Genomic DNA, 24673 nt, shown 5'->3' with positions numbered 1-24673 from the left:
TACGCGACATTCCTTGGCGCGTGAACCCCAACATCGTGACTGGCTGGATCCATGGATGCCTTGGAATACCTGGTCTCAGTGGGCGGTGTCGCTCGCGTTGGTCTGCTGCGCGCCAACGGCTATACGCCGTCAGCCATCCGCAAGCTGGCCGCCGCCGGGGCACACCAACCACGAAAAGGGATTTGGGCCCTCCCGTCAGCGGATACGGAATACCTCACGGCTATTCTCAATAACGGGCAGCTCACCTGTGCCAGTGCCGCACTACGCTACGGCCTGTGGATCAAAGACAAGCCCGAACGTGTGCATCTGTCCACGCGGCACTGCCGGGGCAGGGGCTTCGTCCGGCATGGCGGTCTTCGCCTGTCTACGGAGAACGCCGTCCCGGTGGCCTCCGTAGAAGACACCGTCATTCACGCGCTGACCTGTTTGCGGGACGTGGACGCCATTTCGATTGCGCAATCGGCCATCCAAGAGTTCGGTATCCCGCGGGCAATACTCGAAAGCGAGATCTCTGCCAACTGCTACGGAAACGCGAGAAGGCTTCTGGCCAAGGCAGATGGCCTGTCCGAATCCGTACCCGAGATCAGCGCCCGCCTGCTGTTCGAATCGGAAGGCCTGGCATTTCGCCGCCAGGTCCCTATCCATGGCGTGGGACGCGTCGACTTTCTGATTGGCCGGCGGCTCATCGTCGAAGTTAACGGCTACGCCTTCCATAGTTCCCGGGAGGCGTGGAGAAAGGACATGGCACGCCTGAACGCCGCCCAGGCACGGGGCTTCGACGTCTTGAGCTTCGCTCCCGAGACGATCTGGAACAACCCGGGGCAGGTGATGGAGGAAATCCGTGCGGTCCTGGCCCTAGACAAGCCCTCCCGGCCCTAGACAACGGACGGCGATCGAATCTGCTGGATCATCGCCAGCTTGCCGAAGGCGCACCCACGGTTTACCGGGCGCCAGCGCGTGCTGGGCCCGGATGATCCAGCAGAATGTTCCGATTCGCAGTGCGCGGAGTCGAGTCCGGCCCTGAAATCCGACGCCGTCAGTCCTGGAAGTACTCGATCTTGGCGCCGATGGTGTTGAGTCGCTCGGCCAGGTCCTCATAGCCGCGTTCAATCACGTAGATGTTGCGCAACTCGGACGTGCCACGGGCCGCGAGCATGGCCAGCAGCAGGCACGCGGCGGGACGGAGGGCCGGTGGGCAACCGACTTCCGCGCCACGCCATTTGGTGGGGCCATTGACGTAGATGCGGTGCGGATCGAGGAGCTGTACCTGGGCTCCGAGTTTGTTGAGCTCGGTCAGGTAGATGGCCCGGTTCTCGTAGACCCAGTCGTGGATCATGGTCTGGCCCTCGGCATTGCCCGCGATCACCGCGAAGAATGGCAGGTTGTCGATGTTCAGACCGGGGAATGGCATCGGATGGATCTTGTCCTCGGGGGCGCGCAGCCGGGATGGCTTGGTGGTGACATCCACCAAGCGCGTCCGTCCGTTGCGGGCAAAGTACTCGCCGGAGATGTCTAATTGCTGGCCCATCTGCTCAAGCGTGGCCAGTTCGATCTCCATGAACTCGATGGGGACTCGGCAAATGGTGACCTCCGAGTTGGTCACGATGCCCGCGGTGATCAGGCTCATGGCCTCGATCGGGTCTTCGGACGGGAAGTATTCAATATCCACGTCGATCTCCGGGCGGCCAGTGATCTTCAGGGTGGTTGTCCCGATGCCGTCGATGACCACGCCGAGTCCCTGCAGGTAGAAGCAGAGGTCCTGCACCATGTAGTTGGGGCTTGCGTTGCGGATCACCGTGGTGCCGCTGCGGTGGGCGGCCGCCATGATGGCGTTCTCCGTCACCGTGTCACCGCGCTCCGTGAGCACGAACGTGCGATCGTCGCCATCGGCCGGTGGGGCCTGCACGGAATAGAAACCGGACTTGGCCTCCACAGAGAGCCCGAACTGGCGCAACGCTTGCATGTGCGGTTCCACGGTACGGGTCCCCAGATCGCAACCACCGGCGTACGGCAGTTGGTAGGTGGCCGCTTCATCAAGGAGCGGGCCAAGCAGCATGATGACGCTGCGGGTCCGGCGGGCTGCCTCCACATCCATCGAGGCGAGGTCCAGGGTCTCCGGGCGGCGAATGCGGAGATCGTTACCGTTGAGCCAAGTGCACTCGACGCCGATGGACGTCAGAACCTCGACGATCCGGTTGACTTCTTCTATCCGGGCAAGCCGACGCAGGGTGGTGGTGCCTCGGTTGATGAGGCTCGCACAAAGCAGCGCGACGCCAGCATTCTTGCTACTGTTGACGTCCACTGAGCCGGAGAGCGTGCGTCCGCCCTCAACGCGCAGGTGTGTCATCTGCCGTTTGCCGACTTTGACGATGGTGCGCCCGAAGATGGACTCAAGGCGTTCGATCATTCGGAGGCTGAGGTTCTGCTTGCCCTGTTCCATGCGGGCAATGGCGCTTTGGCTGGTGCCCAGTTCCGAAGCGAGCTGTCCCTGTGTCCAGCCCTTTTCGCCTCGGGCATCGCGAAGAAGGAGACCTACATGTTCGGCAGTCGGTTGCGTCATGAGCAAAAAATATCATAGATGGTCTATTGAGGCATATTTCATGATTCAACACGCCGGATTCAGTGCTTGCTAGTCGTTTCGTGCGATACGCGTTGACACCATCGCGACCACGAGGCAGGCTCAGTCGGATGAGGTCCAACGAATCGTCGAACTACTCGCCCTCTACGCTGCGTGCGGAGGTCCGCCCGGCCAAAGACAGCGACCTCGCCCACATTCTCGAGGTCGAAGCCCAAGCCGGGCGTCCCTTTCTTGACGCTGCAATGCTGGCGGAAGCGATCGACGACGACGCGCGCCTTGTGGTGGTCGCTTTCGTGCGCGGAGCGTCCGACGTCGGGGAGCTTGTCGGCTGGGGCAAGACCCATTCCTGGGACTATGCCGACGGCGCCGCGCCCACGGGCCACTACCTGGGCGGCGTCACCGTGCGGCCCGACTGTCGACGCAAGGGAATCGGCACAGCCTTGACCCAAGCCCGGCTGGATTGGATATGGCGCCGGGCATCGGAAGCCTGGTACGTCGTGAACGCGTCCAACCTCGCGTCAATCGGACTGCATCGCCGCTGGGGGTTCGCGGAAGTCGCCAGGGCGCCGGGCTTTCACACGACGACGTTCGACGGCGGCGTAGGCATACTCATGCGGGCGGACCGCCCTGGCGCGCCCGCATAAAGCAGGCCGCCGGCTAGCCCGCCTTCAGCCAGACGAAGTGCCAGGTTCCTGCCGACTGGGCAGCGAGCACGGCCGCGGCCGCGATGACCAACCCACCCACCAAAACCCAGGCGTCCAAGCGACTGTAGGTGGATTCGCGGGCCCAGGTCCGCGGTCCACCGCCGAAGCCTCGCGCCTCCATGGTCACGGCCAAGCGCGACGCCCGGCGTATCGCCTGGACCAGCAAGCCGAAGCTTTGGCCTAGCATTGCCCGGAACCGTTGCATCGGACTCCCGTGCGAGCCGACGCCACGCGCGCGCCGTGCCATGCCGATGGTCTGCCACTCCTCCGCCATGAGCCCTACGAGCCGCAGCGCGGCCAAGGTGCCCAAGACAAAACGGTGCGGCAGTTTCGCCTTCTGCGCCAAGGCATCGGCAAGGTCAGTCGGATCGGTGCAACTCATCAGGAGAATGGCCGGCAACGCGATCGCCAAGCCGCGCAGCATGAACCCGAGTCCCAGCTGAAGCGAGCCTTCGCTGATGGACCAGATCCCGACGTCGAGCAGTATCCTGCCGCTGTCAGCCGACAGGATCGCGGTACTCCAGCCGCCGAGCGCTGCCGCGATGATCAGGGGCCAGCCACGCTGCCACAGCAAGCGCAGCGTGAGGCCCGCGAGGGGGAACAGCGCCAGCTCTCCGAGGAGAGCGGTCGAGGCAGACACCAAATCGATAGACAACGCCAACACCAACGTGATCAGGAAGACCGACACGAACTTGGCCAGCGGATTCGCGCGCGTCAGGAGCGCATTATTGCTGCGCAGGCTCAGGGCTTCCCTCATGCCGCACCCGCTTCTTGCCGGGCTGCGCCTTGCAACGCAGGCTCGAGCCGCATCTCGGTGCCGCCCAGGACGGAACTGAATTCCTGGTCGTGGGTCACGGAAACCACGGAGGTGCCGGCATCGAGCAGTTCGGACAGGAACGACGCCAACTCGGCCCACGTGTTGGCATCCTGCCCGAAGGTTGGTTCGTCCAGCACCAGGACGCGCGGGTGCGCGGCAAGCACGGTGGCCACTGACAGCCGCCGCTTCTCGCCGCCGGAGAGCGTGTACGGATTGGCGTCCACCAAATGCCCCAGCCGCAGCCGCTCCAGCAACTCGTCCACGCGCTCCTCGCCGCGGCCAAGGTGTTTGGGGCCGAACATGAGCTCGTCAAGCACCCGGCCCGTAACGAACTGGTGCTCAGGCTCTTGGAACACGGTCCCGATGCGGGAGATCAACTGCTGGGCCTTCCACTTGAAAGGATCGGTGCCGGCACCGTCGCTGAGCCCGACGGCGGCAGTCACCGTACCGGAAACGGGCGCCAACAGGCCGGCCAGGGTCAAAGCGAACGTGGACTTTCCGGCGCCGTTGGGCCCTGTGACGGTCAACGCCTGCCCGGCGAGCACGTCGGCGTCTAGTCCGGCCTGCACAGGAACAGGCGGGATGGTTGTGAATCCTCGGCGGCGCGCCCGCTCACGTGACACAGCAAGCTCCTGGGTGGCGAGCAGCAGCTCTCCCCCGTCCGTCGCCCCAGAACGGGGCCGGGTGGCCGGCACGTACCCGGGCACCCAGACGCCCGCAGCAGTGAGCATGTCCCTTGCTTGCGCCAGCATTGTATCCGGATCGCCATCCAAGAGCACAGCGGGCGTGGACCCTCCCTCAGAGGAGCGCCCCGGCTGGAGCACCACGATCCGGTCCACGAGGTCTTTCCACACGGAGACTCGATGCTCCACCACCACCAGGGTGGCCCCGGTCTTGTCCAGGCAGCGGCCCACGGCATCGCGGACCTCCAGCACGCCCGCGGGGTCCAGGTTGGCGGTCGGCTCGTCCAAGAGAATCAGGCCAGGCCTCATCGCCAGGATGCCAGCCAGCGCAAGGCGCTGTTTCTGCCCGCCCGAGAGCGCCGACGTCGGATGGTCCAGCGCAAAGCCGCCTGCGGCACTGTTCCGCAGCCCGACGTCGTCGAGCGCTTCATCAACGCGCTTCCAGATCTCTTCCCGCGGCACGCAAAGATTCTCGGCGCCGAACGCGACGTCGTCACCCAGTCGCGAAAGCACCACCTGGGTCTCGGGATCTTGCTGCATGAGCCCGGCACGGCCCCGCTGGGCCCTCGGCGAAACGCCGTCCACCAGCAATGAGCCGGTCTCGTCGGCGTCGTCGCCTTCCTCGCCCAGCACGCCCGCCAGGGCATGCAGGAGCGTCGACTTGCCTGCGCCCGACGGGCCAAGCAGCAGCACACGCTCTCCCGGACGAATGTTCAGGTCCAGAGCGTGGATGGCCTGCGTGGCGCGGCCCGCGTGCCGCCAGCCCCAGCCTTGCGCGGAAATTGCGGCGGGTCGCACCACAGCGGAGGTGCCGGAATCAGGACTGGGCATCAGGAAAAGACGGGCTCCGAAGCGGCCTTGCGGGACGCGAACGCGCTCAGGACGCCAGTTTTGGCCAGGCCGCGGGTGGCGATCCAGGCCAGAGCGCCGGCAATGACGGCACCGGAAACCGTGCAGAACGCGATGTAAGCGAGCTTGTCGACGGCTTCGTAGGCGATGTTCCAGCCCCACGGCAGGAAGGAATCGTTCAAGCCGCAGAACAGGCCCGCACCGGCACCGGCCAGCAGGGACGCAGGCAGGTTGAACTTCTTGTACATGAATGCCAAGAAGATGAGCTCTGCACCGAGTCCCTGGAGGAGTCCGGACATCAACACGGTGGTGCCGTACTGGGAACCCATGATGAGTTCGCTGGTGGCGGCGACGGTCTCACAGAAAATTGCCGCACCGGGCTTGCGGATAATGAGCATGCCCAGCACAGCTGGAATCATCCAGCCGCCAGCAATGATGCCGGTCACCGGCGGGTATGCGGCGGTCATCGGCGTCGAGACGAGAGCAGCCATCTGGTCCCACGCCCAGAAGATCACGCCGCCGGCGATGGAGATCAAAGCCGCCACCACGATGTCCACGACACGCCAGTTGTAACCGGGCTTGGTGATGCCCGGCTTTGCAGAAATACCAGTCATTTTGTCCTCCTGAGGAACAGGAGGGGAAAGTGTTTCGGCTTGCCTCCGAGCGGCCTCCGCCGCACCGGTTCCGGACACTATGAGAACTCGACTCCCTTGCGCCGGTACTAGCCGGATCAGGTTCGAGGGTCTGCGGTTGTCCGCACTCTCAGCGCCCGTCCTCCGTGCCGCATTGCTGCGAGCCCGACGGCGGCGCTCCCCTGTCGTTATCAATCCACCCTTTTGGGCGTGGTTCAGTTTACACCTTGGCAGGGTTGTCGGGACGGTCACAAAAGTCGGAAACGAAGGATTCTGCTGGATCATTCGTGGTCTCAGCGCACGCAGGCCTGCGGTGGCGCGGACGGGCGCCGGAACTGGGAGAATGATCCAGCAGAATCCATCGCAGCAAGCTGGCAAAGGAGCGGTCTTGGCAGGCATAGGCGAAGCGAACAGCACCACGGTGTCCGAACCAAGGCTCGCCGCGAGCGTGATCCTGGTCCGCGACGCTCCCCTTCCCGGGAGCACTGACGGTCCGGCCGGCCCTGACGCTTCGGCCGGCCCTGGCGCTTCCGCCGGTCCTGACGGCCGGGTGGCTTCCCAAGGTGCCGCGAGCGGCCTGGAAGTCTTCGTCCAGCACCGGGTGTCCACGATGGATTTCGCCGCGGGCATGGTCGTTTTCCCCGGCGGCCGAGTGGACAACGTGGACAGCACCGGCTGGGACTTCGCGGACGACGTCGTCGAGCGGCACGCGGCCGCATGGCACCGGAGCAGCATCGCCGTCGAGCCCGCATCGGCCCGGCATAACGCCGGCCGGGTGCTGGCGGCCGCGCAACGTGAGGTGTCCGAAGAGGCCGGGCTAAAGCTCGACGCCGGAACCCTTCGCCCGTGGGCCAACTGGGTCACTCCGGAGGACCAGCCCAAGCGCTTCGACACGTACTTCTATGTTGCCTGCCCTTCAGCCGGGGCCGAGCCACAGCACCAGACTACGGAGGCATCGTCATCACTATGGATGCCGGTCCGCGGAATTCTTGATGCCGAGGCCGCGGGGACCCTCAAGCTCATGCCGCCCACCTTGGTCCTGCTGGATGAACTGCTCGCTCTCGGCACGGTGGAGGCTGTGTTGGCTGAAGAGCGTGACATCTTTCCCGTGCGGCCGGAGCCCGGGGCCTTGCAGGAGTTCTTCCGGCTCAGGCGCCAACCCCCGTCCGTTGCTCCGTAACTGTCCTGAAGTGGGGTTAGGCTGGGGATGGTCCTGTTTCCTCCCGCAAGGAGTCCCGGAATGAACCTGCTCTTCAAACTGCTCGGTACCGGTGTGAGCATCGGCGCAGGAATCGTCGGCAGCAAGCTCGTCAACGCGCTGTGGGAAAAGTCCACCGGCAACAAGCCTCCGAAGGGCCACGACGACATGGAAGCGAGCCTGCGCTCAGCCCTGACCTTCGCTCTGATTTCGGCCACCGTCAGCACCGTCATCCAAGTTCTCGCCAGCCGCAGCACTCAGCGCGCCATCTCGCGCTTCTCGAAGACGCAGGACATCGTCTAGGCCGACGGGCCGCCATTCCCTGTGGTGCCACCCGTGTGCCCGCCGTTTCGGCTGTGCGGCACGTCCGAGCCTGCTTCTTCAGCTTTCTCGGCTGCCCGCTCACCAGCCGCACGTAGCACCACGGCCTCGAGTTCGTCTGTGCTGAGCAACTCGGGGTGGAGGTGCTTCGTCCTGTAGCCTGCGCGGCCCACCATGTGTGCGGACACGGGCACCGTCAGCAGTTGGAAAATCCAGGCGACCGCCAGGATCGGCCAAACCCACCATTCGCGCATCTGCAGCCCGATCGCTGCCAAGACAAGGAACAGTCCCAGCACTTGCGGCTTGGTAGCTGCGTGCATGCGGCTCATGAGGTCCGGGAAGCGCAACAGTCCGATTGCCGCGCCCAATGACATCAGCGCACCCGCTATCAGCAGCACTGCGGTGACGGCGTCGATCACGGCATCCACTCCGGTGGCGTTAGGAGTCATTGACCTGTCCCCTCCGGTCGGCCACGAAGCGGGCCACCGTCACCGATCCGACAAACCCGATCAACGTCAGCGCCACGAGTAGCACGAGGTTGTTGAGGTGCCTGTTGACGGCCATGTCGATGGACAGCGCCGCGCCCAGAATGGCCAGGAGCACGTCGGAGGCGAGCACGCGGTCCAACAGTGACGGCCCGACGGCGATCCTGTAGATCGCGCCAGCCGCCGCGAGGCTCAGAATCACCGCCGTAACGATCAGCACGATGTCTTTCATGAGCTGGCTCCCCTCGTTGCAGACAAGCCTTCGGCCTGGAGCGCGTCCACTTCCGCCCGTGTGCCCATGATCCGTATCAGCGAGGCCTCCGTGTCCTGGACTTCCCGGCGGAGCTTGGCGGTGTCTGAATCGTTGCGGACATTGAGTCCGTGGATGTAAAGGGTAGACGTCGAGCGGTCCACCTCAACCACCAGCGAACCCGGGATCAGCGAAATCACGTGGCCCGTGGCTGTGACCATGAGGTCGGAATGGCTACGTAGTGGGACAGCGACGACTGCGTTGGTCACCGAAGGCCCGCGGAAGATCGCTAGGTACATGACCTGGAAGCTCGCGGCCACCACTTTGCCAAGGAACACAACGGCGAAAGGAATAGCCCGCAGCAGGTTGAACCGTCCGCTGAGTTCCACGGGAGGCAAGTAGAAGATCCTGGCCACCACCACCGCGATCAGGGCACCGAATACGAGGTTGCCCGGGCTGAAGTCCCGCCAGAGGGCACCCCAGACGACCACCAGCCAGACCAGCAGCGGCAGCTCGGTGCGGAACGAAATCCGCTTGCGACTCACTTTCCACCTCCTTGCGCTGGCGCGGCCGGCAAAGCCTTGCCTGCTGGCGAGGCCGGCAGAGCTCCGCCTGCCGGAACGCCCGCTGGCGCGTCACCGTGCGGCGCGGCGATTCCCGGCATCGGAGCTTTCTCGCCAAGCACCGAGCGGATATATGCCGTGCGGTCCAGCATCTGTTCCGCGGAGTTGCCTGCCAATTGGAACAGCGGACCCGCAAAGACGGTCAGCGCCACACCAAAAACCACAAGCGCGGCGGTTGGCCCCACCATGGTCCGTGGGAGCAGACCGATGCCTGCCGTGTTCTTCAGGACGGGGTCCGGGTACTCGGCATCCTCGGGTTTCCGCCAGAATGCGCGGTTCCAAACACGGGCGACCGCCAACAGGGTCAGGAGGCTGGTGACCACCCCTCCCACCACCAAGGTAAGGGCCAAAGGCGTACCCAGGGCAATGCCGGCCTGCAAGAGCCCGAGCTTTCCCAGGAACCCCGAGAACGGCGGGATTCCGGCGAGGTTCATGGCCGGAATGAAGAACAAGAGCGCAAGGAGCGGGGACAATTTGGCGAGCCCACCCAGCCGGTCCATCGAAGAGCTCCCACCGCGGCGCTCGATCAAGCCCGTCACAAGGAACAGGCTCGTTTGGACGGTGATGTGGTGGGCCACGTAGAACACGGCGGCCGCGAGCCCCGCGATGGAGGACATGGCCAGGCCGAACACCATGTACCCGATGTGGCTGACCAAGGTGAAGGAAAGCAGACGTTTAATGTCGCTCTGGGCTATGGCGCCGAGGATACCCACCAGCATGGTCAGCAGCGCCACCACCATCAACGGGGTGTTCAAGGTGTCCCCTGGAAACAGAAGCGTCTCCGTGCGGACCATCGCGTAGACGCCTACTTTGGTGAGCAAACCGGCGAACACGGCGGTGACCGGTGCGGGGGCTGTCGGATACGAGTCAGGCAGCCAGAAGGACAGCGGGAACACGGCGGCCTTGATGCCGAACGCCACAAGTAGCATCACATGGAGCAAGTTCCTGGTGCCCGGATCCAATTCGGCGAGTTTGATGGCGAGGTCCGCCATAGTGATGGTCCCGGTGGCTCCGTAGATCATCGCAATGGCGATCAGGAACAACACCGAGGACACCACGGACACCACCACGTACGTGACCCCGGCGCGGATGCGCGGCCCGGTCCCACCCAGCGTCATGAGCACGTAGCTCGCTGTCAGCAGGATCTCGAAGCCCACGTACAAGTTGAAGAGGTCACCGGTGAGGAAGGCATTGGAGACACCCGCCACCAAGATCAAGTAGGTCGGGTGGAAGATCGACACCGGTGCCTCGCGGTCGCCGTCGGCCATGCCTTGGCCGGTGGCGTAGATCAGCACGGCGAGGCTGATGACGGAGGAAACCACCAACATGAGCGAGGAAAACTGGTCCACCACCATCACCACGCCCCACGGCGGTTGCCAGCCACCCAGGGTGACCGACGTCGTGCCGGTGGTCCAGACCGAGGCAAGGAGCCAGCATTCCAGGAGCAGGGTCAGGGACAACAGACCGATGCTCACCACGCGCTGCGCCAGCGGGTTCCTGTTCAGGGCGAATGTCAGCGCGGCACCGAGGATGGGAAGTACGACGGCGAGCGGCGCCAGGCTGGCGATGTTCACTCGGGGCCTCCTTCCTTGGCTGCTTCGGTGACTGCGGTGACCGGGAATTCGGATGTTTCTTCAGGAACCACGGAGTCGTCCTCGGCGTCGAAGCTGGGAGTCTTGGCCACACGGCGGTCTTCGGCGTCATCCTGGATATCGTCTTGGCGTGCCAACGCCCAGGTCCGGTAGATGATGCCGAGCATGAATGCAGTCACCGCGAAGGAAATCACGATCGACGTCAGGATCAAGGCTTGTGGCAAGGGATCGTTGTAGTCGCGCGGATCCGTCGATTTGTTGAAGAGTGGAGCAAGTCCGGCATATCCGCCGGTGGACAGGATCAGCAGGTTGGTAGCGTTGGCCAGGAGCATGAGTCCCAGCAGCACCCGGGTCAGGCTGCGTTCCAGGATCAAATAGATTCCGCAGGCATACAGCACGCCCATGACGATCAACAGGGTCAGGTTGACGCTCATGGTGTCCCCTTCGCTAGCGGACTCGCAGTCGCCGTGGCCGTAGTGGTCCCGGCGGCCGTGGCGGCGGAGGTTACTGGCCGGGCTTCCCCGGGCCTACCCGTGTCTCCGCTGGCGGTCTCCTCGAAGTGTTCGTCGATCTCGGCTCCCAAACTTCGCAACACGTCCAATGCCAGTCCCACCACCACGAGATACACGCCAATGTCGAAGATCGTGGACGTGACGAATTTGATGTCACCGAACAGCGGCAACCAGAACCCGATGATGGCGGTTTGGAACACCTGGCCGCCCAGAAGCAAGGGCACGAAGCCCGCCGCGGCCGCCGTCGCCAGACCGGTTCCCAGCAGCATGCCGGCGCTGATCGGCGCGGCTTCGCGCAACTCGAAGCGTCCTCCGGCGAGGTAACGGATGGTCAGGGCGAGCCCAGCCGTGAGTCCACCGGCGAAGCCGCCGCCCGGAAGGTTGTGTCCCGCGAGAAGCAGGTAAACCGAGAAGACGATCATCGAGTGGAAAATCAGCCGAGTGACCACCTCGAAGATGATGGAACGGCGTTCGGGTGCCAAGGTGCGGCCGGCCACTAGCCAAGGGTCCGTCAGCGAGCCGGCGAACTTGCGCACGAGTGCCAGCGAGGCGTCGTCGCGCGAATTGCCCCCGACGGCGGCGCGTCTTCCCACCGTGCCTTCGGGCACCGTGGCCGCCTTGTTGATGCGCTCACCGCGGCTGCGGACAAAGATCAGGCTGGCGACGCCAGTGGCGGCAACGGCGAGCACCGAGATCTCGCCGAAGGTGTCCCACGCCCGGATGTCCACGAGCGTCACGTTGACGACGTTGAGGCCACCGCCGCCTTCGTAGGCCAGCCGAGGGAACGAGAGGGACACAGGTTCCGCGATCCGGGCTCCCATGGCGTAGATCGCCACGAAGATCATGGTGACGCCGAACGCCACACCGATAATGACGCGCACTACCCGGTATTTGCCGCCGGTACGGTCCCGGAGCTCCGGCGGGAGGCTGCGCATCGCCAGGACAAAGGCCACCAGGATGATGGTCTCTACGAGCATTTGGGTCAGGGCGAGGTCCGGGGCTCCCTGCAATGCGAACATCAAGGCGATGCCATAGCCGGTGACGGACACCATCAGCACGGCGAGGAAGCGCTTATTGGCACGAACGGCGGCGAGGGCTCCGACAACGATCCCGGCCGCGGCGATGAGCTGGAGCGGCGAGTTCGGATCCACGAGGTAGAGGCCGCCCGGAAGCGGCTTGTGGGCCACAATCAACGCAGTCAAAGGCACGGCGAAAGCCACCGTGAGGATGACTGCCAAGTAGAAGTACAGGGAACCGCGCTGTGTGCGCCCCGTGACCCACACGGCGACGTCGTCCAGGGCGCCGATCGTGCGCTGGTAGGCGCGATCGCCGTCCACCCAGTCCGGGATGCGCCCCTGCACCCGGGACACAAGGTTCCGCCCGTAGAACATCACGACGCCGGCCGCGAACGTCACGGCGGTCAGGCCCAACGCGGGCGTCAACCCATGCCACAACGCGAGGTGGCTTGCAGCGGCGGGGCTGGCACCGGCGTCGTGATCGGCGGCACTATTAAAAGCGGCCGCATACGGCTGGATCCACGAGTCAACGGGATCCGGCCACAGGCCGTACACGATGGTGAGGACGCTCAAGATGGCTGGCGCCGCCAAGAATGATGGCTGGATTGCTTTGAACGGCGTCCGTTCGACGCCCGGCTTCGTGGCGAACGCACCCCACATGAAGCGCGCGCTGTAAGCGAACGTGAGGATGGACCCCAGGACCAAGCCGACGAGGAGAACCAGCCCCCACGGTTGCGACGCAGGGCCCGTGCCGTAGTGGACGAACGCTTCGAACACGGATTCCTTGGCCACGAAGCCTGCCAGCGGCGGTATTCCGGCCATGGATGCAGCGGCAATGCCTGCCACGATGGCAAGCGCCCGCGAGGACTGGTACACCCCGGAGAGTTTGCGGATGTCCCGCGTGCCGGATTGGTGGTCGATGATGCCCACCACGAGGAATAGCGAAGCTTTGAAGAGTCCGTGAGCCAGGAGAAGCGCGAGTCCGGCCAGTGCGGCGTCGGGCCGGCCGAGGCCCACCACCATGGTGAGGAATCCGAGCTGGCTGACTGTGCCATAGGCGAGGATGAGCTTGATGTCAGTCTGCCGGAGCGCCCTGTAGCCGCCCACCAGCATGGTGGCCAGGCCAAGTCCGAGCACCAGAGGCAGCCAGTAGGGGTTTCCGCTGAAACCGGGCGCCATGCGGGCGACGATATAGATACCGGCCTTCACCATGGCTGCTGCGTGCAGGTAGGCGCTCACCGGAGTGGGGGCCGCCATGGCGCCCGGGAGCCAGAAGTGGAAAGGGACCAGCGCCGATTTGGTAATCGCCCCTACCAGGATGAGTACGACGGCGGCAGAAACCGCGCCCTGCGCGGGTCCCGTGACGAAGGTGGCTGCTTGGGCCATGATCGCCGAAATCCGGTATGTTCCGGCCGTCTGGCCCAGAATGATGAGGCCGACGAGCATGGCCAGGCCACCAGCGGTGGTGACCATGAGGGCCTGCAAAGCCGAGCGCCGGGCGGAAAGGCGGGTGCGCGCGTAGCCGATCAGCAGATAGGACAGGACGGTGGTGAGCTCCCAGAAGATGAACATCATCAGAAGGTCGTCCGCGGTCACCAAGCCGAACATTGCGCCGGCGAAGGCAAGCAGTTGGGCCCCGAACCCGCCCAGATCGGCATCCTTGTTCTTGAAGTATCGGGCGCAATAGACCAAGACCAGCGCGCCAACGCCAAGAACCAGCAAGGACATCACCCAGGCCAGGACGTCCATGCGAAAGGCGAACTCGAGCTTGAGGTTTGGAATCCATGGGAGGGTTTCTTCAATGAAGCCGCCGGTGGGGTCCCCGTTTTTTCCGGGATAGATCCGGTCATACTGCAAAAGCAGCCAGACAAAGGCACCGGCTGGAACCGCTGCGAGGACGTAGAAAGCATTCCGCTGGAGTTTCCGGAAGATCCAGGGCGCCACAGTTGCCGCTGCAAAGGTCACGGCAAGAACTGTGATCACTGGAATCTCCGCAAAGTCAGGAATGAATTGTCAAAAGTTGGAGCAGGCGGTCAAACGTTGGGTTCGGTGCAGGTAGTTTATCAACCGCATGTGACAAACAATGTCGGCATCAAAGGTGTATGAGCGGGCGGTTCGATGCGGGCAAGCTCACGTCCCAAAACTGTCACTTCGGGCGGTTACCATTCAGACCATGAACATGGCAACCGCGCCTGAAGCCCCGCACCCGGCATCCGAGCTTGCTTCCGGGCCGGCATTGTCCAACAAGGGCCAGATCCTTGCCTGGGCCTCCTGGGACTGGGGTTCCGCGGCCTTTAACGCCGTCATGACCACCTTCGTGTTCACCGTCTACCTGACGTCCAAAGCCTTCGGCGGTGAAGACTCTGCATCGGCGGCGTTGGGTTCCGCGTTGGCGATTGCCGGCGTCGCGATTGCGGTCCTGGCGCCCGTCACCGGCCAGCGCTCCGACTCCGGTGGCCGGCGCAAACTGTGGCTGGGGGTCAACACTGCTCTTGTCGCCGTCCTCACCGGCTTGTGCTTCTTCGTCTTCCCCAAGCCCGAGTTCCTGCTTCTGGGTGTCTCGTTGATCGCGCTCGGCAATGTGTTTTTCGAGTTCGCGGGCGTCAATTACAACGCCATGCTGGCCCAGATCTCCACCCCCGCCAATATCGGAAAAGTGAGTGGCTTCGGCTGGGGAATGGGGTATTTGGGCGGAATCGTGGCGCTGCTCGCGGTGCTGCAGCTTTTCGTCCAGCCGTCTTTTGAGTGGTTCGGAGCTTCCACTCAGGACAGCCTGAACATCAGGCTGGTGGCTGTCTTCTCCGCGCTCTGGTTCTTCATCTTCGCGTTACCGGTCCTCTTCGCGGTGCCGGAGCTTTCCGTCAAGAAACCGGAGTCCCGGCTCGGGCTCCTCGCTTCGTACGGTTTGTTGGCCCGCCGGATCACGGCCATCTATCGAACCAGTCCGCACACTATCTATTTCCTGCTCGCGAGCGCCATCTTTCGCGACGGCCTCGCGGCGGTCTTCACCTTTGGCGGAGTCATTGCCGCAGGGACCTTTGGATTCGAACTCAAGCAAGTCATCTTCTTCGCGATTTTCGGAAATGTGGTGGCCGCGGTCGGCGCCATGATCGGCGGATTCCTGGACGACAGGATCGGCCCCAAGGCTGTCATCGTCATTTCCCTGCTGGGACTCCTGGTGGCCGGCACGGCCATCCTGGTGCTTGGAAATGGCGACTACGTGTTCTTCGGAACCCACTGGGCAGGCAGCACCACTTTCTGGGTGTTCGGCTTGTTCCTCTGCCTCTTCGTCGGACCAGCCCAGGCTTCTTCCCGCGCGTACCTCGCGAGGCTGGCGCCGAATGGCGAATCCGGCGAATTGTTCGGACTCTACGCTACGACCGGCAGGGCAGTGAGCTTCCTGGCACCGGCGCTCTTTACTCTGTGCATCACTCTGGCGACGCCCCTGGTGGCCCCCGGCGGAGCCCAACGCTGGGGCATTCTTGGCATTATGGTGGTGCTCCTGGCCGGCCTGTTGGTGATCCTGCCCGTCAAATCACCCAGCAAGACGGAAATCGCCGTGGTTCCCGTTCACTGAGCGGTGCCGGCTGGGTGCAGCACGGCCGTGCGCGGGGTGCAGCGCCGCCGGGCCGGCACCAGCGCCTGTGCTTCGCACCCGAAAAGGGCTGGCGCACCCGGTCTTCCCGGGGCGTGGGTCCTTAGCGGGTGCCTACGTCAAAATGGGTGCCTTGAATCCACGCAATCTGCCGAAACCCTTGATCTTTGATTGTTAGTAGAGTTTACTAACTCACATGGAAGCCCTTCGTGACCGCCCCCGCACCGATCGCCACCGCAGCGATCGAACAGGCGCAGCGACCCTGCCGTCCGATGGACGTGCCCACAACCTCTCCTTGGTACGGCAAACGCTGCACTCGGCAGGTGCGATGAGCCGCGCGGATCTGTCCAGAACCCTGGGTCTGACCCGCGTCACGGTATCGGACCTCGTATCCGACCTCTTAGAGCGCGGCCACGTGGTGGAACTGGGCCAGTCGGATGAAGTCCGCCCCGGCAAACCGGCCATCCTGGTGGACATCAACCGCCAAGGCCTCCAAGTGATCGGCATGGATCTGGCCGAAAATTCCGTGCTGCGTGCCGCCGTCCTAGACCTTGACGGCAACATCCTCGAACGGGTCGAACGCAACATCGCTTCGGAAACCGGGCAGGACGTCGTCAGCCACGTCCTCGAACTCGCTTCTGAAGCAGCAGGACGCGCAACCGCCACGCTACTCGGCATCGGCGTCGGAACTCCCGGCATCGTCAACGCGGACGGCGTGGTCACCACGGCACCCAACTTCGAATGGAAGGACGTCCCGCTACGCGATCTCCTCCAGGAGCACACTGGCCTGCCGACCCTCGTTTCCAACGACGCCGATGCTGCGGTCCACGCGGATTACACCTTCGGCGGCGGCAGTGACCACATGGTCCTCGTGAAAATCGGCCGCGGCGTCGGCTCGGGTCTCATCGTGGGTGGCCGGCGTGCCAGGGGCGCCCACTCTGCGGCGGGCGAAATCGGCCACGTCACGGTCGGCACCGACGGCGGGACCATGTGCAAGTGCGGGAAGACCGGCTGCCTCGAAACGTGGATGTCCGTCCCCAGCCTCGAACGCGCATTGGCCGAAGCATCGGCGAGCGCCGAACCGGAGGCCGCGGCCGGCGTCGTACTCCGGGAAGCAGGCGAGCGGCTCGCCATCGCCCTCGCGCCCGTGGTCGGCGCCCTTGACTTGGCTGAAGTGGTCCTCAGTGGACCCAGGGAGCTCTTGGAGGGCCCCCTTCTCGACGCCGTCCAGCAGACCCTGCTCGAGCGGCTACTGCACCAGGACCCCTCACCGGTGTCCGTCCGTCTCGCGGCAGACGCACAGGACATTGTCCTGCGCGGAGCCGCCGTGATGGTCCTGTGGAACCAGCTGGGTGTCGCCTGAGCGCCGCACACAGCCGTTTCCAGCCCTGACTACCCGATATGCATCCCTGAAGAAGGAGCCGGACATGGACACGATTCAGTCCCCCGCTACTCAGTCCTTTGCCACCGCGCCCGCCCGCGAACACCTCCGCCGATTGGCGGCAGGTACCCTCATGCCCGGATTTACAGGCATCGCCGTCCCGGTCTGGATCCTGGATGCGTACGACGCCGGGCTGGCGGCTGTGTGCCTCTACGGCACCAACGTGGCATCCCGTGTGCAGCTGCGCGAACTCTGCGCCGGACTCCGCGCGCATTCCCCGAACACCCTCATCGCCGTCGATGAAGAGGGAGGCGACGTCACGCGTCTTCACTACCTCACGGGATCACCGCAGCCCGGCAACGCAGTGCTCGGGCGTTTGGACGACGTCGAACTGACCGCCGCCAGCGCGAGCGCCATCGGCCACGAACTCGCGGGCCTTGGCATCAACCTCAACCTGGCTCCGGATGCCGACGTCAATTCCGCTCCGGACAATCCCGTCATCGGAGTGCGCAGCTTCGGTGCCGAACCGGATTTGGTAGCCCGGCATACCGCCGCTTGGATCCGTGGGCTTGAAGATGCCGGTGTGGCCTCCTGTGCCAAGCACTTCCCGGGCCACGGCGACACCACCACTGATTCACACCTGGCCCTCCCTCGGGTAACGGCCAATGCCGCCACACTGGATGCCCGCGAACTGGTCCCGTTCCGCGCGCTCGTTGCTGCCGGCGGTGCCACCGTCATGACCAGCCACATCCTGGTTGAGGCCTTGGACCCGGACCACCCTGCAACCTTCTCCTCGCGCATCCTCCAGGACTTGCTCCGCCGAGACATGGGCTTCAACGGCGTCATCATCACGGATGCGTTGGACATGGCCGGGGCATCCGCCCAGACAGGCGTTCCGGAAGCGGCGGTCCGTGCGCTCGTGGCCGGGGCAGACCTGCTGTGCCTGGGCTCGGAAACAGGTCCGGCCCTCTTCGAACAGACGCTCAACGCGATCGCCGATGCCGTTGACGAGGGACGCCTGCCCTTGGAGCGGCTGGCCGATGCTGCTGCCCGCACGTCGGCGCTGTCCTCGCGTTTCCCCGCCGCGGGTGCCGCGGAGATCCAAGAAGCCGCCATCAGAGGCCAACTGGGACTGAAGGGCGAGCCGCAGCTATCCGGCATGCTCGCTGACCAGCAGGCGCTTGACGGCGTGCGTATCGCCGAGGCCTTCGAGGTATCCGAGGCAGCCGAAAAATGGCTTGCGCGGAAGGAGCCCGTGGCCATCGTGCAGGTTGAGACCGGGGCAAATTTCGCCGTCGGCCGCGTGCCATGGGGTCCCGCTTCCGCGACTGAGGCAGTGGTCAGCGAAGGCGAGGTGCCCGACGGCGCCCGGGTCGCCGTCGTCGGGCGCGGGCTGGATGCCGAGCACCCGCTCTGGACCGTTTTTGCCCGTTTGAGGGCGGAAGGGCACGCGGTGATCGCCGTCGAGTGCGGCTGGCCGCGCGGCGGTGCGGACATCGTCACCTATGGTGCGTCCCTCACGGTCTCCCAGGCACTGACGTCCCTGCTGCTGAACGGCAATACCAAGGCCTCCTAAACCGGCCCCTAGCACTGAAGCACTATCCCATCCACAGGAAGCAGCCATGGAAGTCATTGTCACGCCCACCCCGGAATCTGCCGCTTCGGCTGCCGCCCACGCCGTCCTCTCGGGGCTTCCCGCGGGCAAGCGGCCAGTGCTGGGCCTGGCCACGGGTTCGTCCCCGCTGGGCCTATATGCGGAGCTCGCGGCCGCTGCGGCCGCTGGTCGCGTGGATTTCTCGGCCGCCACTGGTTTCGCCTTGGATGAATACGTCGGACTCCCGGCGGGGCATCCCCAGTCCTACCGCCAGGTGTTGATCCGTGAGGTCTGCGAGGTCATCGGGCTTCCCTTGGCGGGGCTGAACGTTCCGGACGGCACCGGTCCCACGCAAGCGGCGCTTGAGGCTGGCGCGGCCGCATATGATGCCTCGATCCGTGCCGCCGGCGGCGTCGACGTGCAGATCCTGGGCATCGGCGCCAACGGCCATGTGGGATTCAATGAGCCTGGGTCCTCGTTGTCGTCGCGGACCCGGCTGAAGCGACTGACGGCCCGCACTCGGCGGGACAACGCAAGGTTCTTCGACCACGACGGCGACGTCCCGACTCACTGCATCACCCAGGGACTGGGGACCATGCTGGATGCGCGCCGGCTGGTGCTCATCGCCACGGGTGCCGCGAAGGCCGCCGCGATCGCTGCCGCCGTCGAGGGCCCTCTGACGGCTTCGTGCCCTGGATCTATCCTGCAGTGGCACGCCGACGCCGTGGTGGTGCTCGATGAGGCTGCCGCTGCCGGACTCGCCAACCGGGAATACTACGACGACGCCGCGCGCGGACTCGCTTTGACCCTCTGGTAAGGGGCGGATCGCTTCGTTCGGCGGCTGTGAGTGGCGTCATTCCACCGCCCGCTCAAGAGGGCTAGGGTGGACTTATGAACGTGGATGAGACAGAACTTCCAGGCCTTGGGGTCCGCAAGGATTTCATCACGGCCTCGGGACGCCGGATCGGTGTTGTCGAGATGCGGGAGGGTGAGACCGAGCTTTTCGTCTCTACCTGGGACGATCCCGATACCTGCCAGGCGTCCATCCCGTTGACCGCCGACGAAGCAGCCGCCCTGGGCAACCTCTTGGGTGGGCAGCACATCGCCATGCGCCTCGCCGAAGCCCACAAGGAAATCCCCGGCATTGTCACGCGGCAATTCTCCATCACCGCTGACTCCCCTTTTAACAACCAGCCCATGGGCAAAGCCCAGATCCGCACCCGCAGTGGCGTCTCGATCGTGGCGATCATGCGCGAAGGCGAAGTGGTACCCTCACCGGCACCCGACGTCGTCCTTCACACGGGTGATCTGCTGGTGGCTGTCGGTACGCAGGAAGGTCTTGACTCTGCGGCTGCCATTCTGCGCAACGGCTGACGTTCATGGACCCCCTGGCCCTGACCCTCATTGAGCTGGGCGCAGTCGTGTTCTGTCTCGGCCTCTTGGCTCGATTGGCCGGCAGGATCGGCATGTCCCCCATTCCGCTCTATCTGGTGGGGGGCCTGGCCTTCGGGGCAGGAGGACTGGTCAAACTCGATGGCATGCACGAGTTCGCGCATCTTTCCGGCGAAATCGGTGTCATCCTGCTCCTGTTGATGCTCGGATTGGAATACACAGCCGCTGAGCTCGTCACCGGGCTGCGGCGGTCTTGGCAAGCGGGCGTGCTGGACCTGATCCTGAACTTCCTTCCCGGCGCGGGTATCGCTGTGTTGCTCGGCTGGGGGCTTGTAGGCGCGATCGTCATGGGCGGTGTCACCTATATTTCGTCCTCGGGCATCGCCGCGAAAGTGATCACGGATCTCGGCCGGATCGGTAACCGCGAAACTCCGGTGGTACTGGCCATCTTGGTGTTCGAAGACCTCACCATGGCCATCTATCTTCCGATCCTTACGGCAATCCTCGCGGGCGTGGGCTTCCTGGGCGGACTCCAGACCGTGGGTATTGCATTGGCCGTGGTCACCCTGGTGCTGGTGGTGGCCCTCAAACACGGCCACCGGGTATCCCAAGCCGTGCACAGCGAAAACTCTGAAGTCTTCCTGCTCAATCTCCTCGGGGCCGCCCTTTTGGTGGCAGGTATCGCGTCCGCCCTCCAAGTCTCTGCGGCAGTGGGCGCGTTCATGCTGGGCATCGCCATTTCGGGGGCAACGGCCCACAACGCGACGCGGATACTCGAACCGCTGCGGGATCTCTTTGCTGCCATCTTCTTCGTGGCGTTCGGCCTCAACACGGATCCGTCCAGCATCCCGCCGGTGCTCGGCTGGGCGCTGCTCCTGGCTTTCGCGACCGCTGTGACCAAGGTGCTGACCGGATTCTGGGCCGCCAAGCGGGCGGGCATCGCCGTACCCGGACGGTTCCGCGCGGGGGCCGCCCTGATAGCCCGCGGAGAGTTCTCCATTGTCATTGCCGGGCTGGCCGTAACCTCGGGAGCAGTCCCCCGCGATCTCGCAGCCCTCGCCACCGCGTATGTCTCGGGCCTTTGACGTGTCCAAAGGGCCGAGATCTCACGCCTCGATTCATAGGCGAGCGGTCACTGCTCCTCCCCACTGTGGATAACCGGGTTGGAACAAGGATCTTCGCGTGGCCAGCCGTGGAGTCCGTGTTCCTTGGGGCGCCGCCCAGGAGCTTTCCCACACTGCACGCCTCCTGACCGGCATCTCGCCCGGAACTGTGTGTTCCGGCCCGACGGCGGCAATCCTGTGGCGCTGCCCCTCCCCTTTGATCTGGAACGCCAGCCCTTGGTGTATCTGTCTCGATGGGACGGCGGGGATCGGCCGGTTCGCAAAGGAGTCGTCGGGCGTCGCGTGCCTTTGCGAGCCGCTGACCGGCGAGTCATTGACAGCATCCCCGTCACGAGTCCTGCCCGGACATGGCTGGAATTGGCAGCGCTGCTTCCCCTGGACGATCTCGTGGCCGCGGCCGACTACTTCGTCTGCTGTCAGTCCCGAAGTTTCGGCCACAACCGTGCTGCGCTTTGTTCCCTTGAGGATTTGCGCCGGCAAGTGGAAGGAAACCCCGGCATCCGCGGACGCAAGAACGCACGGCTAGCGCTTGAGTTTGCGAGGGTTGGTGCCGACTCCGTGCCGGAAACAAAGCTCCGGCTCGCCATCGGCCGCCAGGGATTGCCGGAACCTGACTGCTGCCCAAAAGGAATCGGACATTCGCCGTGACGAATCCATCGCCGCGATCGGCTGGACCTCGGTGACCATCACGGCGCGGCACGTGAAGGCGTGGGGGTTCGACGGCGTCGTACACCGCGTGCGCGATGCGCTGATGCGCGCAGGGTGGGTCAACGAGGCGTGAGATCTCGCCCCTTTGCTCGCCCGAAAAGGCTGAGATCTCACGTCTCGGCGCGAAGAAAAGCTAGATCGACGTCCTGTGGAAGTTCAGGTGGCTGCGGCTCGCCGTGGGGCCGCGCTGGCCTTGGTAGCGGTTGCCGTATCCGCCGGAGCCATAGGGGTGCTCGGCGGCCGAAGAGAGACGGAAGAAGCACAGCTGGCCGATTTTCATGCCCGGCCACAGCTTGATGGGCAGCGTGGCGACGTTGGACAACTCCAACGTCACGTGGCCGGAGAACCCAGGGTCGATGAAGCCGGCCGTGGAGTGGGTCAGCAACCCGAGGCGTCCCAGGGAAGACTTGCCCTCCAGCCGCGCGGCGACGTCGTCCGGCAGGCTCACGGTCTCATACGTTGAACCGAGCACGAACTCGCCCGGGTGCAGAATGAAAGGCTCGTCGCCGTCGACCTCAACCAGGCGGGTCAGCTCAGGCTGCTCCTCGGAGGGGTCGATGTGCGCATATTTGTGGTTGTCGAACAGCCTGAAGAAGCGGTCAATCCTCACATCCACGGAGGATGGCTGAACCATCGCGGGGTCGTAGGGCTCCAGGACAATACGTCGGGAGTCGATTTCGGCACGTATGTCGCGGTCAGAGATCAGCACACGATCAAAAATACCGCATGCGCCAAAGACCGTGGTGCGGGAGTGGCGGATGGGACTATAGTGCACCACATAGACTACCGTTACCGCTGTTGCGTTTGGGGACGGTGGCACAATGCGAATCTAGGGAAACATTGAGACGAATTGCGGTGCCAGTTGCCGTCTTGGTGGCGTGCATCCTGACAGTAATGGCCCCTGCCTCCGGGCCGTTGACCGTCCCGCTTCCGCTCGCGGGAACGGCGCCTTCGGCTGCGCCTTTGAGCTCAAGCTCCACCCTGCGCACTGAAACTACGACGACGGCGTCCGCTCCGCCGTCGGGATCCAGCCTTCCGCACGCCAAACCTGCGCCGGAGTCACCGGTGGAAACCCCAGCCGCTCCAGCTGCTCCATCTGCTCGCAACGAAGCCAGCACCGCCTCCCCCAAAGATGTGGCGACCCCGCCCGCTAACCCCAGCACCGCCGTCGGGCCCGGTGATGGCACATCGCCGCAAGCAGTGGACGGACCGCCCCCGGTGCCCACCATCCCGCCGGCATCCGGCCCCGATCCGCTCCCCAGCGGCTCGGCGGATGCCCCGCCGCCGGTGGCCGCTCCGATACCGAAGAAGAATTCCCCGGCAGCCGTCCCGATGGTTTCAGCCCAGGCACTGGTCAATGATGACAACTCCGCCCAAGTGCTGGCCGTCTTCAACGCCATCAACAGCTACCGGACCTCGCTCGGCTTGAATCCGGTGAAGTACAACCCCACGGTGGCGTCACTCTCGCAGGATTGGTCGAACAACATCGCCAGCCGCCAAGTAATCGAACACCGCAGCAACTTCTGGACCGATCCCAGGGCCCTGAATCCCAACAACGGCGCAGGCGAGGTCATCGCGGTCCGCTGGGATCGGAACGCCGCGCAACTCGTCGAATGGTGGAAAAGCTCGCCCGCCCATGATGCTTTGTTGCGTGATCCCCGATTCAACGTGATTGGCGTCGGAATTACCTTCACGGATGGCAACTGGCTGACCACTCCCACTAGCTACACGATGTGGGGTGTGGTCAATCTCTTCGGCTATACGACTCTCCCGGCCGGTACCGTCAACAGCCCTGGCGCGGGCACGGCCATGCCCCAGCCACCGGCCCCGAGCGTCTGCGACCCCATCGCCAAGCACCAGCCGCCCACGCTGGACCTGCGCGCGGCGGCCATCCGCAGCACCGGTGACCTGGTCGCCGTCGACCCCTCCGGAGTGCTCAAGGACTATCCGGCACTTGGCAACGGCACGTTCGGTCCGGCGCGAACCGTCGGGTCCGGCTTCTCGGGGTCGAAAGAAGTCATGACGACGGATTGGGACCGCGATGGCGTGATCGACGTCCTGGTCCAAATGCTGGACGGCAGGCTCGTGCTCTACCCCGGCGTGGCGAGCGGTGGATTCAAGGCGCCGGTGCTGCTGGGCTCATCAGGTTGGCAGGCTGTGACCATGGCGGTGGGGACGTGGTGCGGCAACAACCGTCTCCCGCAGATCCTCGCCACTGATTCCACCGGCGCGCTTTACCTGTACCGGAACCTGGGGCTCACTGCATTGCTCGGACGAACCCAAATAGGCTCGGGAGTCTCCGCAGTCCGCCTCAGCATGGTGGACTACGACGCCGACGGCTTCCAGGACCTGCTGGCTGTGGAAGCAAACGGGGACCTGCGGCTCTACCGTGGCTCCGGGCTCACGACGCCGAAGTCTGAGGCCCGGCTGGTAGTGGGCACCGGCTGGACGGACTACTCCGGATTGCGTTCACTCCGGGGCGTCACGGGCCTCAACTCCACCGGCGTTGCAGGCCTGCTGGGCAACGGAACGGTTGAATACTGGGACCTGACTGGCGGACGCCTCACGACGCCGGGCACTCCGGTCACTGGTTTGGGCGGCCTCAAGCTGGCGCAGTAG

24 protein-coding genes and 1 riboswitch are annotated in these 24673 nt (G+C 64.6%); of the genes, 12 read left to right on the top strand and 12 right to left on the bottom strand.

Going from position 1 to position 24673, the window contains the following annotated elements:
- Nucleotides 1-51: 51 nt before the first annotated feature.
- Entirely contained in the window at nucleotides 52-879 is an 828-nt protein-coding gene (locus AC1DLO_RS19645) for an endonuclease domain-containing protein (protein ID WP_476891384.1), read from the top strand.
- A gap of 157 nt (nucleotides 880-1036) precedes the next feature.
- On the opposite strand, the gene AC1DLO_RS19640 is transcribed toward AC1DLO_RS19645, so the two are convergent.
- Complete coding sequence (locus AC1DLO_RS19640; protein WP_476891383.1) at nucleotides 1037-2560, bottom strand: UDP-N-acetylglucosamine 1-carboxyvinyltransferase; 1524 nt, start codon at nucleotides 2558-2560, stop codon at nucleotides 1037-1039.
- 128 nt (nucleotides 2561-2688) lie between these two features.
- On the opposite strand from AC1DLO_RS19640, the gene AC1DLO_RS19635 reads away from it, so the two are divergent.
- Nucleotides 2689-3222 (top strand): N-acetyltransferase family protein, encoded by a 534-nt coding sequence (locus AC1DLO_RS19635; RefSeq protein ID WP_476891382.1) that lies wholly within the window; start codon nucleotides 2689-2691, stop codon nucleotides 3220-3222.
- 13 nt (nucleotides 3223-3235) lie between these two features.
- Here the strand turns inward: AC1DLO_RS19635 and AC1DLO_RS19630 are convergent, their stop codons facing one another.
- Genes AC1DLO_RS19630 through AC1DLO_RS19620 form a run of 3 tightly spaced genes read right to left on the bottom strand, consistent with a single transcriptional unit; the run spans nucleotide 3236 to nucleotide 6245 of the window.
- The gene (locus AC1DLO_RS19630; RefSeq protein ID WP_476891381.1) at nucleotides 3236-4039 is read right to left on the bottom strand and encodes an energy-coupling factor transporter transmembrane component T family protein; all 804 of its coding nucleotides are present in this window, start codon (nucleotides 4037-4039) and stop codon (nucleotides 3236-3238) included.
- Complete coding sequence (locus tag AC1DLO_RS19625) at nucleotides 4036-5613, bottom strand: ABC transporter ATP-binding protein (protein ID WP_476891380.1); 1578 nt, start codon at nucleotides 5611-5613, stop codon at nucleotides 4036-4038. Before AC1DLO_RS19625 ends, AC1DLO_RS19630 begins: the two co-directional genes overlap by 4 nt.
- A complete protein-coding gene (locus tag AC1DLO_RS19620) occupies nucleotides 5613-6245 on the bottom strand; it encodes an ECF transporter S component (protein ID WP_184739709.1) in 633 nt (210 codons plus the stop codon). Before AC1DLO_RS19620 ends, AC1DLO_RS19625 begins: the two co-directional genes overlap by 1 nt.
- A 75-nt stretch (nucleotides 6246-6320) precedes the next feature.
- Nucleotides 6321-6457: riboswitch (TPP riboswitch) on the bottom strand.
- 194 nt (nucleotides 6458-6651) lie between these two features.
- Here AC1DLO_RS19620 and AC1DLO_RS19615 point away from each other — a divergent pair.
- Complete coding sequence (locus tag AC1DLO_RS19615) at nucleotides 6652-7443, top strand: NUDIX hydrolase (RefSeq protein ID WP_476891379.1); 792 nt, start codon at nucleotides 6652-6654, stop codon at nucleotides 7441-7443.
- 60 nt (nucleotides 7444-7503) lie between these two features.
- Nucleotides 7504-7764: a DUF4235 domain-containing protein gene (locus AC1DLO_RS19610; RefSeq protein ID WP_184739711.1), complete on the top strand. Its 261-nt coding sequence runs from the start codon at nucleotides 7504-7506 to the stop codon at nucleotides 7762-7764.
- On the opposite strand, the gene mnhG is transcribed toward AC1DLO_RS19610, so the two are convergent.
- From mnhG to AC1DLO_RS19580, 6 genes are read right to left on the bottom strand one after another with little or no spacing between them, the layout of a single operon-like run.
- The gene (gene mnhG, locus AC1DLO_RS19605) at nucleotides 7761-8231 is read right to left on the bottom strand and encodes a monovalent cation/H(+) antiporter subunit G (protein ID WP_184739713.1); all 471 of its coding nucleotides are present in this window, start codon (nucleotides 8229-8231) and stop codon (nucleotides 7761-7763) included. The two genes, AC1DLO_RS19610 and mnhG, sit on opposite strands and share 4 nt — an antisense overlap.
- A complete protein-coding gene (locus AC1DLO_RS19600) occupies nucleotides 8221-8499 on the bottom strand; it encodes an MrpF/PhaF family protein (protein ID WP_476891378.1) in 279 nt (92 codons plus the stop codon). Before AC1DLO_RS19600 ends, mnhG begins: the two co-directional genes overlap by 11 nt.
- On the bottom strand, nucleotides 8496-9062 hold the full coding sequence (locus AC1DLO_RS19595; RefSeq protein WP_184739718.1) for a Na+/H+ antiporter subunit E: 567 nt from the start codon (nucleotides 9060-9062) through the stop codon (nucleotides 8496-8498). The genes AC1DLO_RS19600 and AC1DLO_RS19595 overlap by 4 nt, the downstream gene beginning before the upstream one ends.
- Nucleotides 9059-10714 carry a Na+/H+ antiporter subunit D gene (locus tag AC1DLO_RS19590; RefSeq protein ID WP_476891377.1) on the bottom strand — a complete coding sequence of 552 codons (1656 nt, stop codon included), beginning with the start codon at nucleotides 10712-10714 and terminating at the stop codon, nucleotides 9059-9061. Before AC1DLO_RS19590 ends, AC1DLO_RS19595 begins: the two co-directional genes overlap by 4 nt.
- On the bottom strand, nucleotides 10711-11166 hold the full coding sequence (locus AC1DLO_RS19585; RefSeq protein WP_476891376.1) for a Na(+)/H(+) antiporter subunit C: 456 nt from the start codon (nucleotides 11164-11166) through the stop codon (nucleotides 10711-10713). The genes AC1DLO_RS19590 and AC1DLO_RS19585 overlap by 4 nt, the downstream gene beginning before the upstream one ends.
- The gene (locus tag AC1DLO_RS19580; protein ID WP_476914576.1) at nucleotides 11163-14243 is read right to left on the bottom strand and encodes a Na+/H+ antiporter subunit A; all 3081 of its coding nucleotides are present in this window, start codon (nucleotides 14241-14243) and stop codon (nucleotides 11163-11165) included. Before AC1DLO_RS19580 ends, AC1DLO_RS19585 begins: the two co-directional genes overlap by 4 nt.
- Before the next feature lie 190 nt (nucleotides 14244-14433).
- Here AC1DLO_RS19580 and AC1DLO_RS19575 point away from each other — a divergent pair, with 190 nt between their 5' ends.
- The 7 genes from AC1DLO_RS19575 to AC1DLO_RS19545 all read left to right on the top strand — a co-directional run bounded on the left by AC1DLO_RS19575 (nucleotide 14434) and on the right by AC1DLO_RS19545 (nucleotide 22127).
- Nucleotides 14434-15837: an MFS transporter gene (locus tag AC1DLO_RS19575; protein ID WP_476891374.1), complete on the top strand. Its 1404-nt coding sequence runs from the start codon at nucleotides 14434-14436 to the stop codon at nucleotides 15835-15837.
- A gap of 214 nt (nucleotides 15838-16051) precedes the next feature.
- On the top strand, nucleotides 16052-17218 hold the full coding sequence (locus AC1DLO_RS19570; RefSeq protein WP_476891373.1) for an ROK family transcriptional regulator: 1167 nt from the start codon (nucleotides 16052-16054) through the stop codon (nucleotides 17216-17218).
- Nucleotides 17219-17282: 64 nt separating this feature from the next.
- A complete protein-coding gene (locus AC1DLO_RS19565; RefSeq protein ID WP_476891372.1) occupies nucleotides 17283-18812 on the top strand; it encodes a glycoside hydrolase family 3 protein in 1530 nt (509 codons plus the stop codon).
- A gap of 46 nt (nucleotides 18813-18858) precedes the next feature.
- The gene (locus AC1DLO_RS19560) at nucleotides 18859-19647 is read left to right on the top strand and encodes a glucosamine-6-phosphate deaminase (RefSeq protein WP_476891371.1); all 789 of its coding nucleotides are present in this window, start codon (nucleotides 18859-18861) and stop codon (nucleotides 19645-19647) included.
- A 74-nt stretch (nucleotides 19648-19721) separates the two neighbouring features.
- Nucleotides 19722-20204 carry a cation:proton antiporter regulatory subunit gene (locus AC1DLO_RS19555; protein ID WP_059389838.1) on the top strand — a complete coding sequence of 161 codons (483 nt, stop codon included), beginning with the start codon at nucleotides 19722-19724 and terminating at the stop codon, nucleotides 20202-20204.
- A 5-nt stretch (nucleotides 20205-20209) separates the two neighbouring features.
- Nucleotides 20210-21307 (top strand): cation:proton antiporter, encoded by a 1098-nt coding sequence (locus AC1DLO_RS19550; RefSeq protein ID WP_476914575.1) that lies wholly within the window; start codon nucleotides 20210-20212, stop codon nucleotides 21305-21307.
- A gap of 583 nt (nucleotides 21308-21890) precedes the next feature.
- Entirely contained in the window at nucleotides 21891-22127 is a 237-nt protein-coding gene (locus tag AC1DLO_RS19545) for a hypothetical protein (RefSeq protein WP_476914574.1), read from the top strand.
- A 60-nt stretch (nucleotides 22128-22187) separates the two neighbouring features.
- On the opposite strand, the gene dcd is transcribed toward AC1DLO_RS19545, so the two are convergent.
- Both dcd and AC1DLO_RS19535 read right to left on the bottom strand, forming a co-directional pair.
- Nucleotides 22188-22763, bottom strand: coding sequence for a dCTP deaminase (gene dcd / locus AC1DLO_RS19540; protein ID WP_184739874.1), 576 nt, complete (start codon nucleotides 22761-22763; stop codon nucleotides 22188-22190).
- 55 nt (nucleotides 22764-22818) lie between these two features.
- The gene (locus AC1DLO_RS19535; protein ID WP_476891368.1) at nucleotides 22819-23412 is read right to left on the bottom strand and encodes a hypothetical protein; all 594 of its coding nucleotides are present in this window, start codon (nucleotides 23410-23412) and stop codon (nucleotides 22819-22821) included.
- Here AC1DLO_RS19535 and AC1DLO_RS19530 point away from each other — a divergent pair.
- Nucleotides 23387-24673, top strand: a complete 1287-nt coding sequence (locus AC1DLO_RS19530; protein ID WP_476891367.1) for a CAP domain-containing protein — start codon at nucleotides 23387-23389, stop codon at nucleotides 24671-24673. The genes AC1DLO_RS19535 and AC1DLO_RS19530 overlap by 26 nt on opposite strands.

The organism is Arthrobacter sp. 01T419, assembly GCF_056398865.1.
Note: the sequence above shows the minus strand (reverse complement) of the source record. Positions and strands in the feature narration are given on the sequence as shown.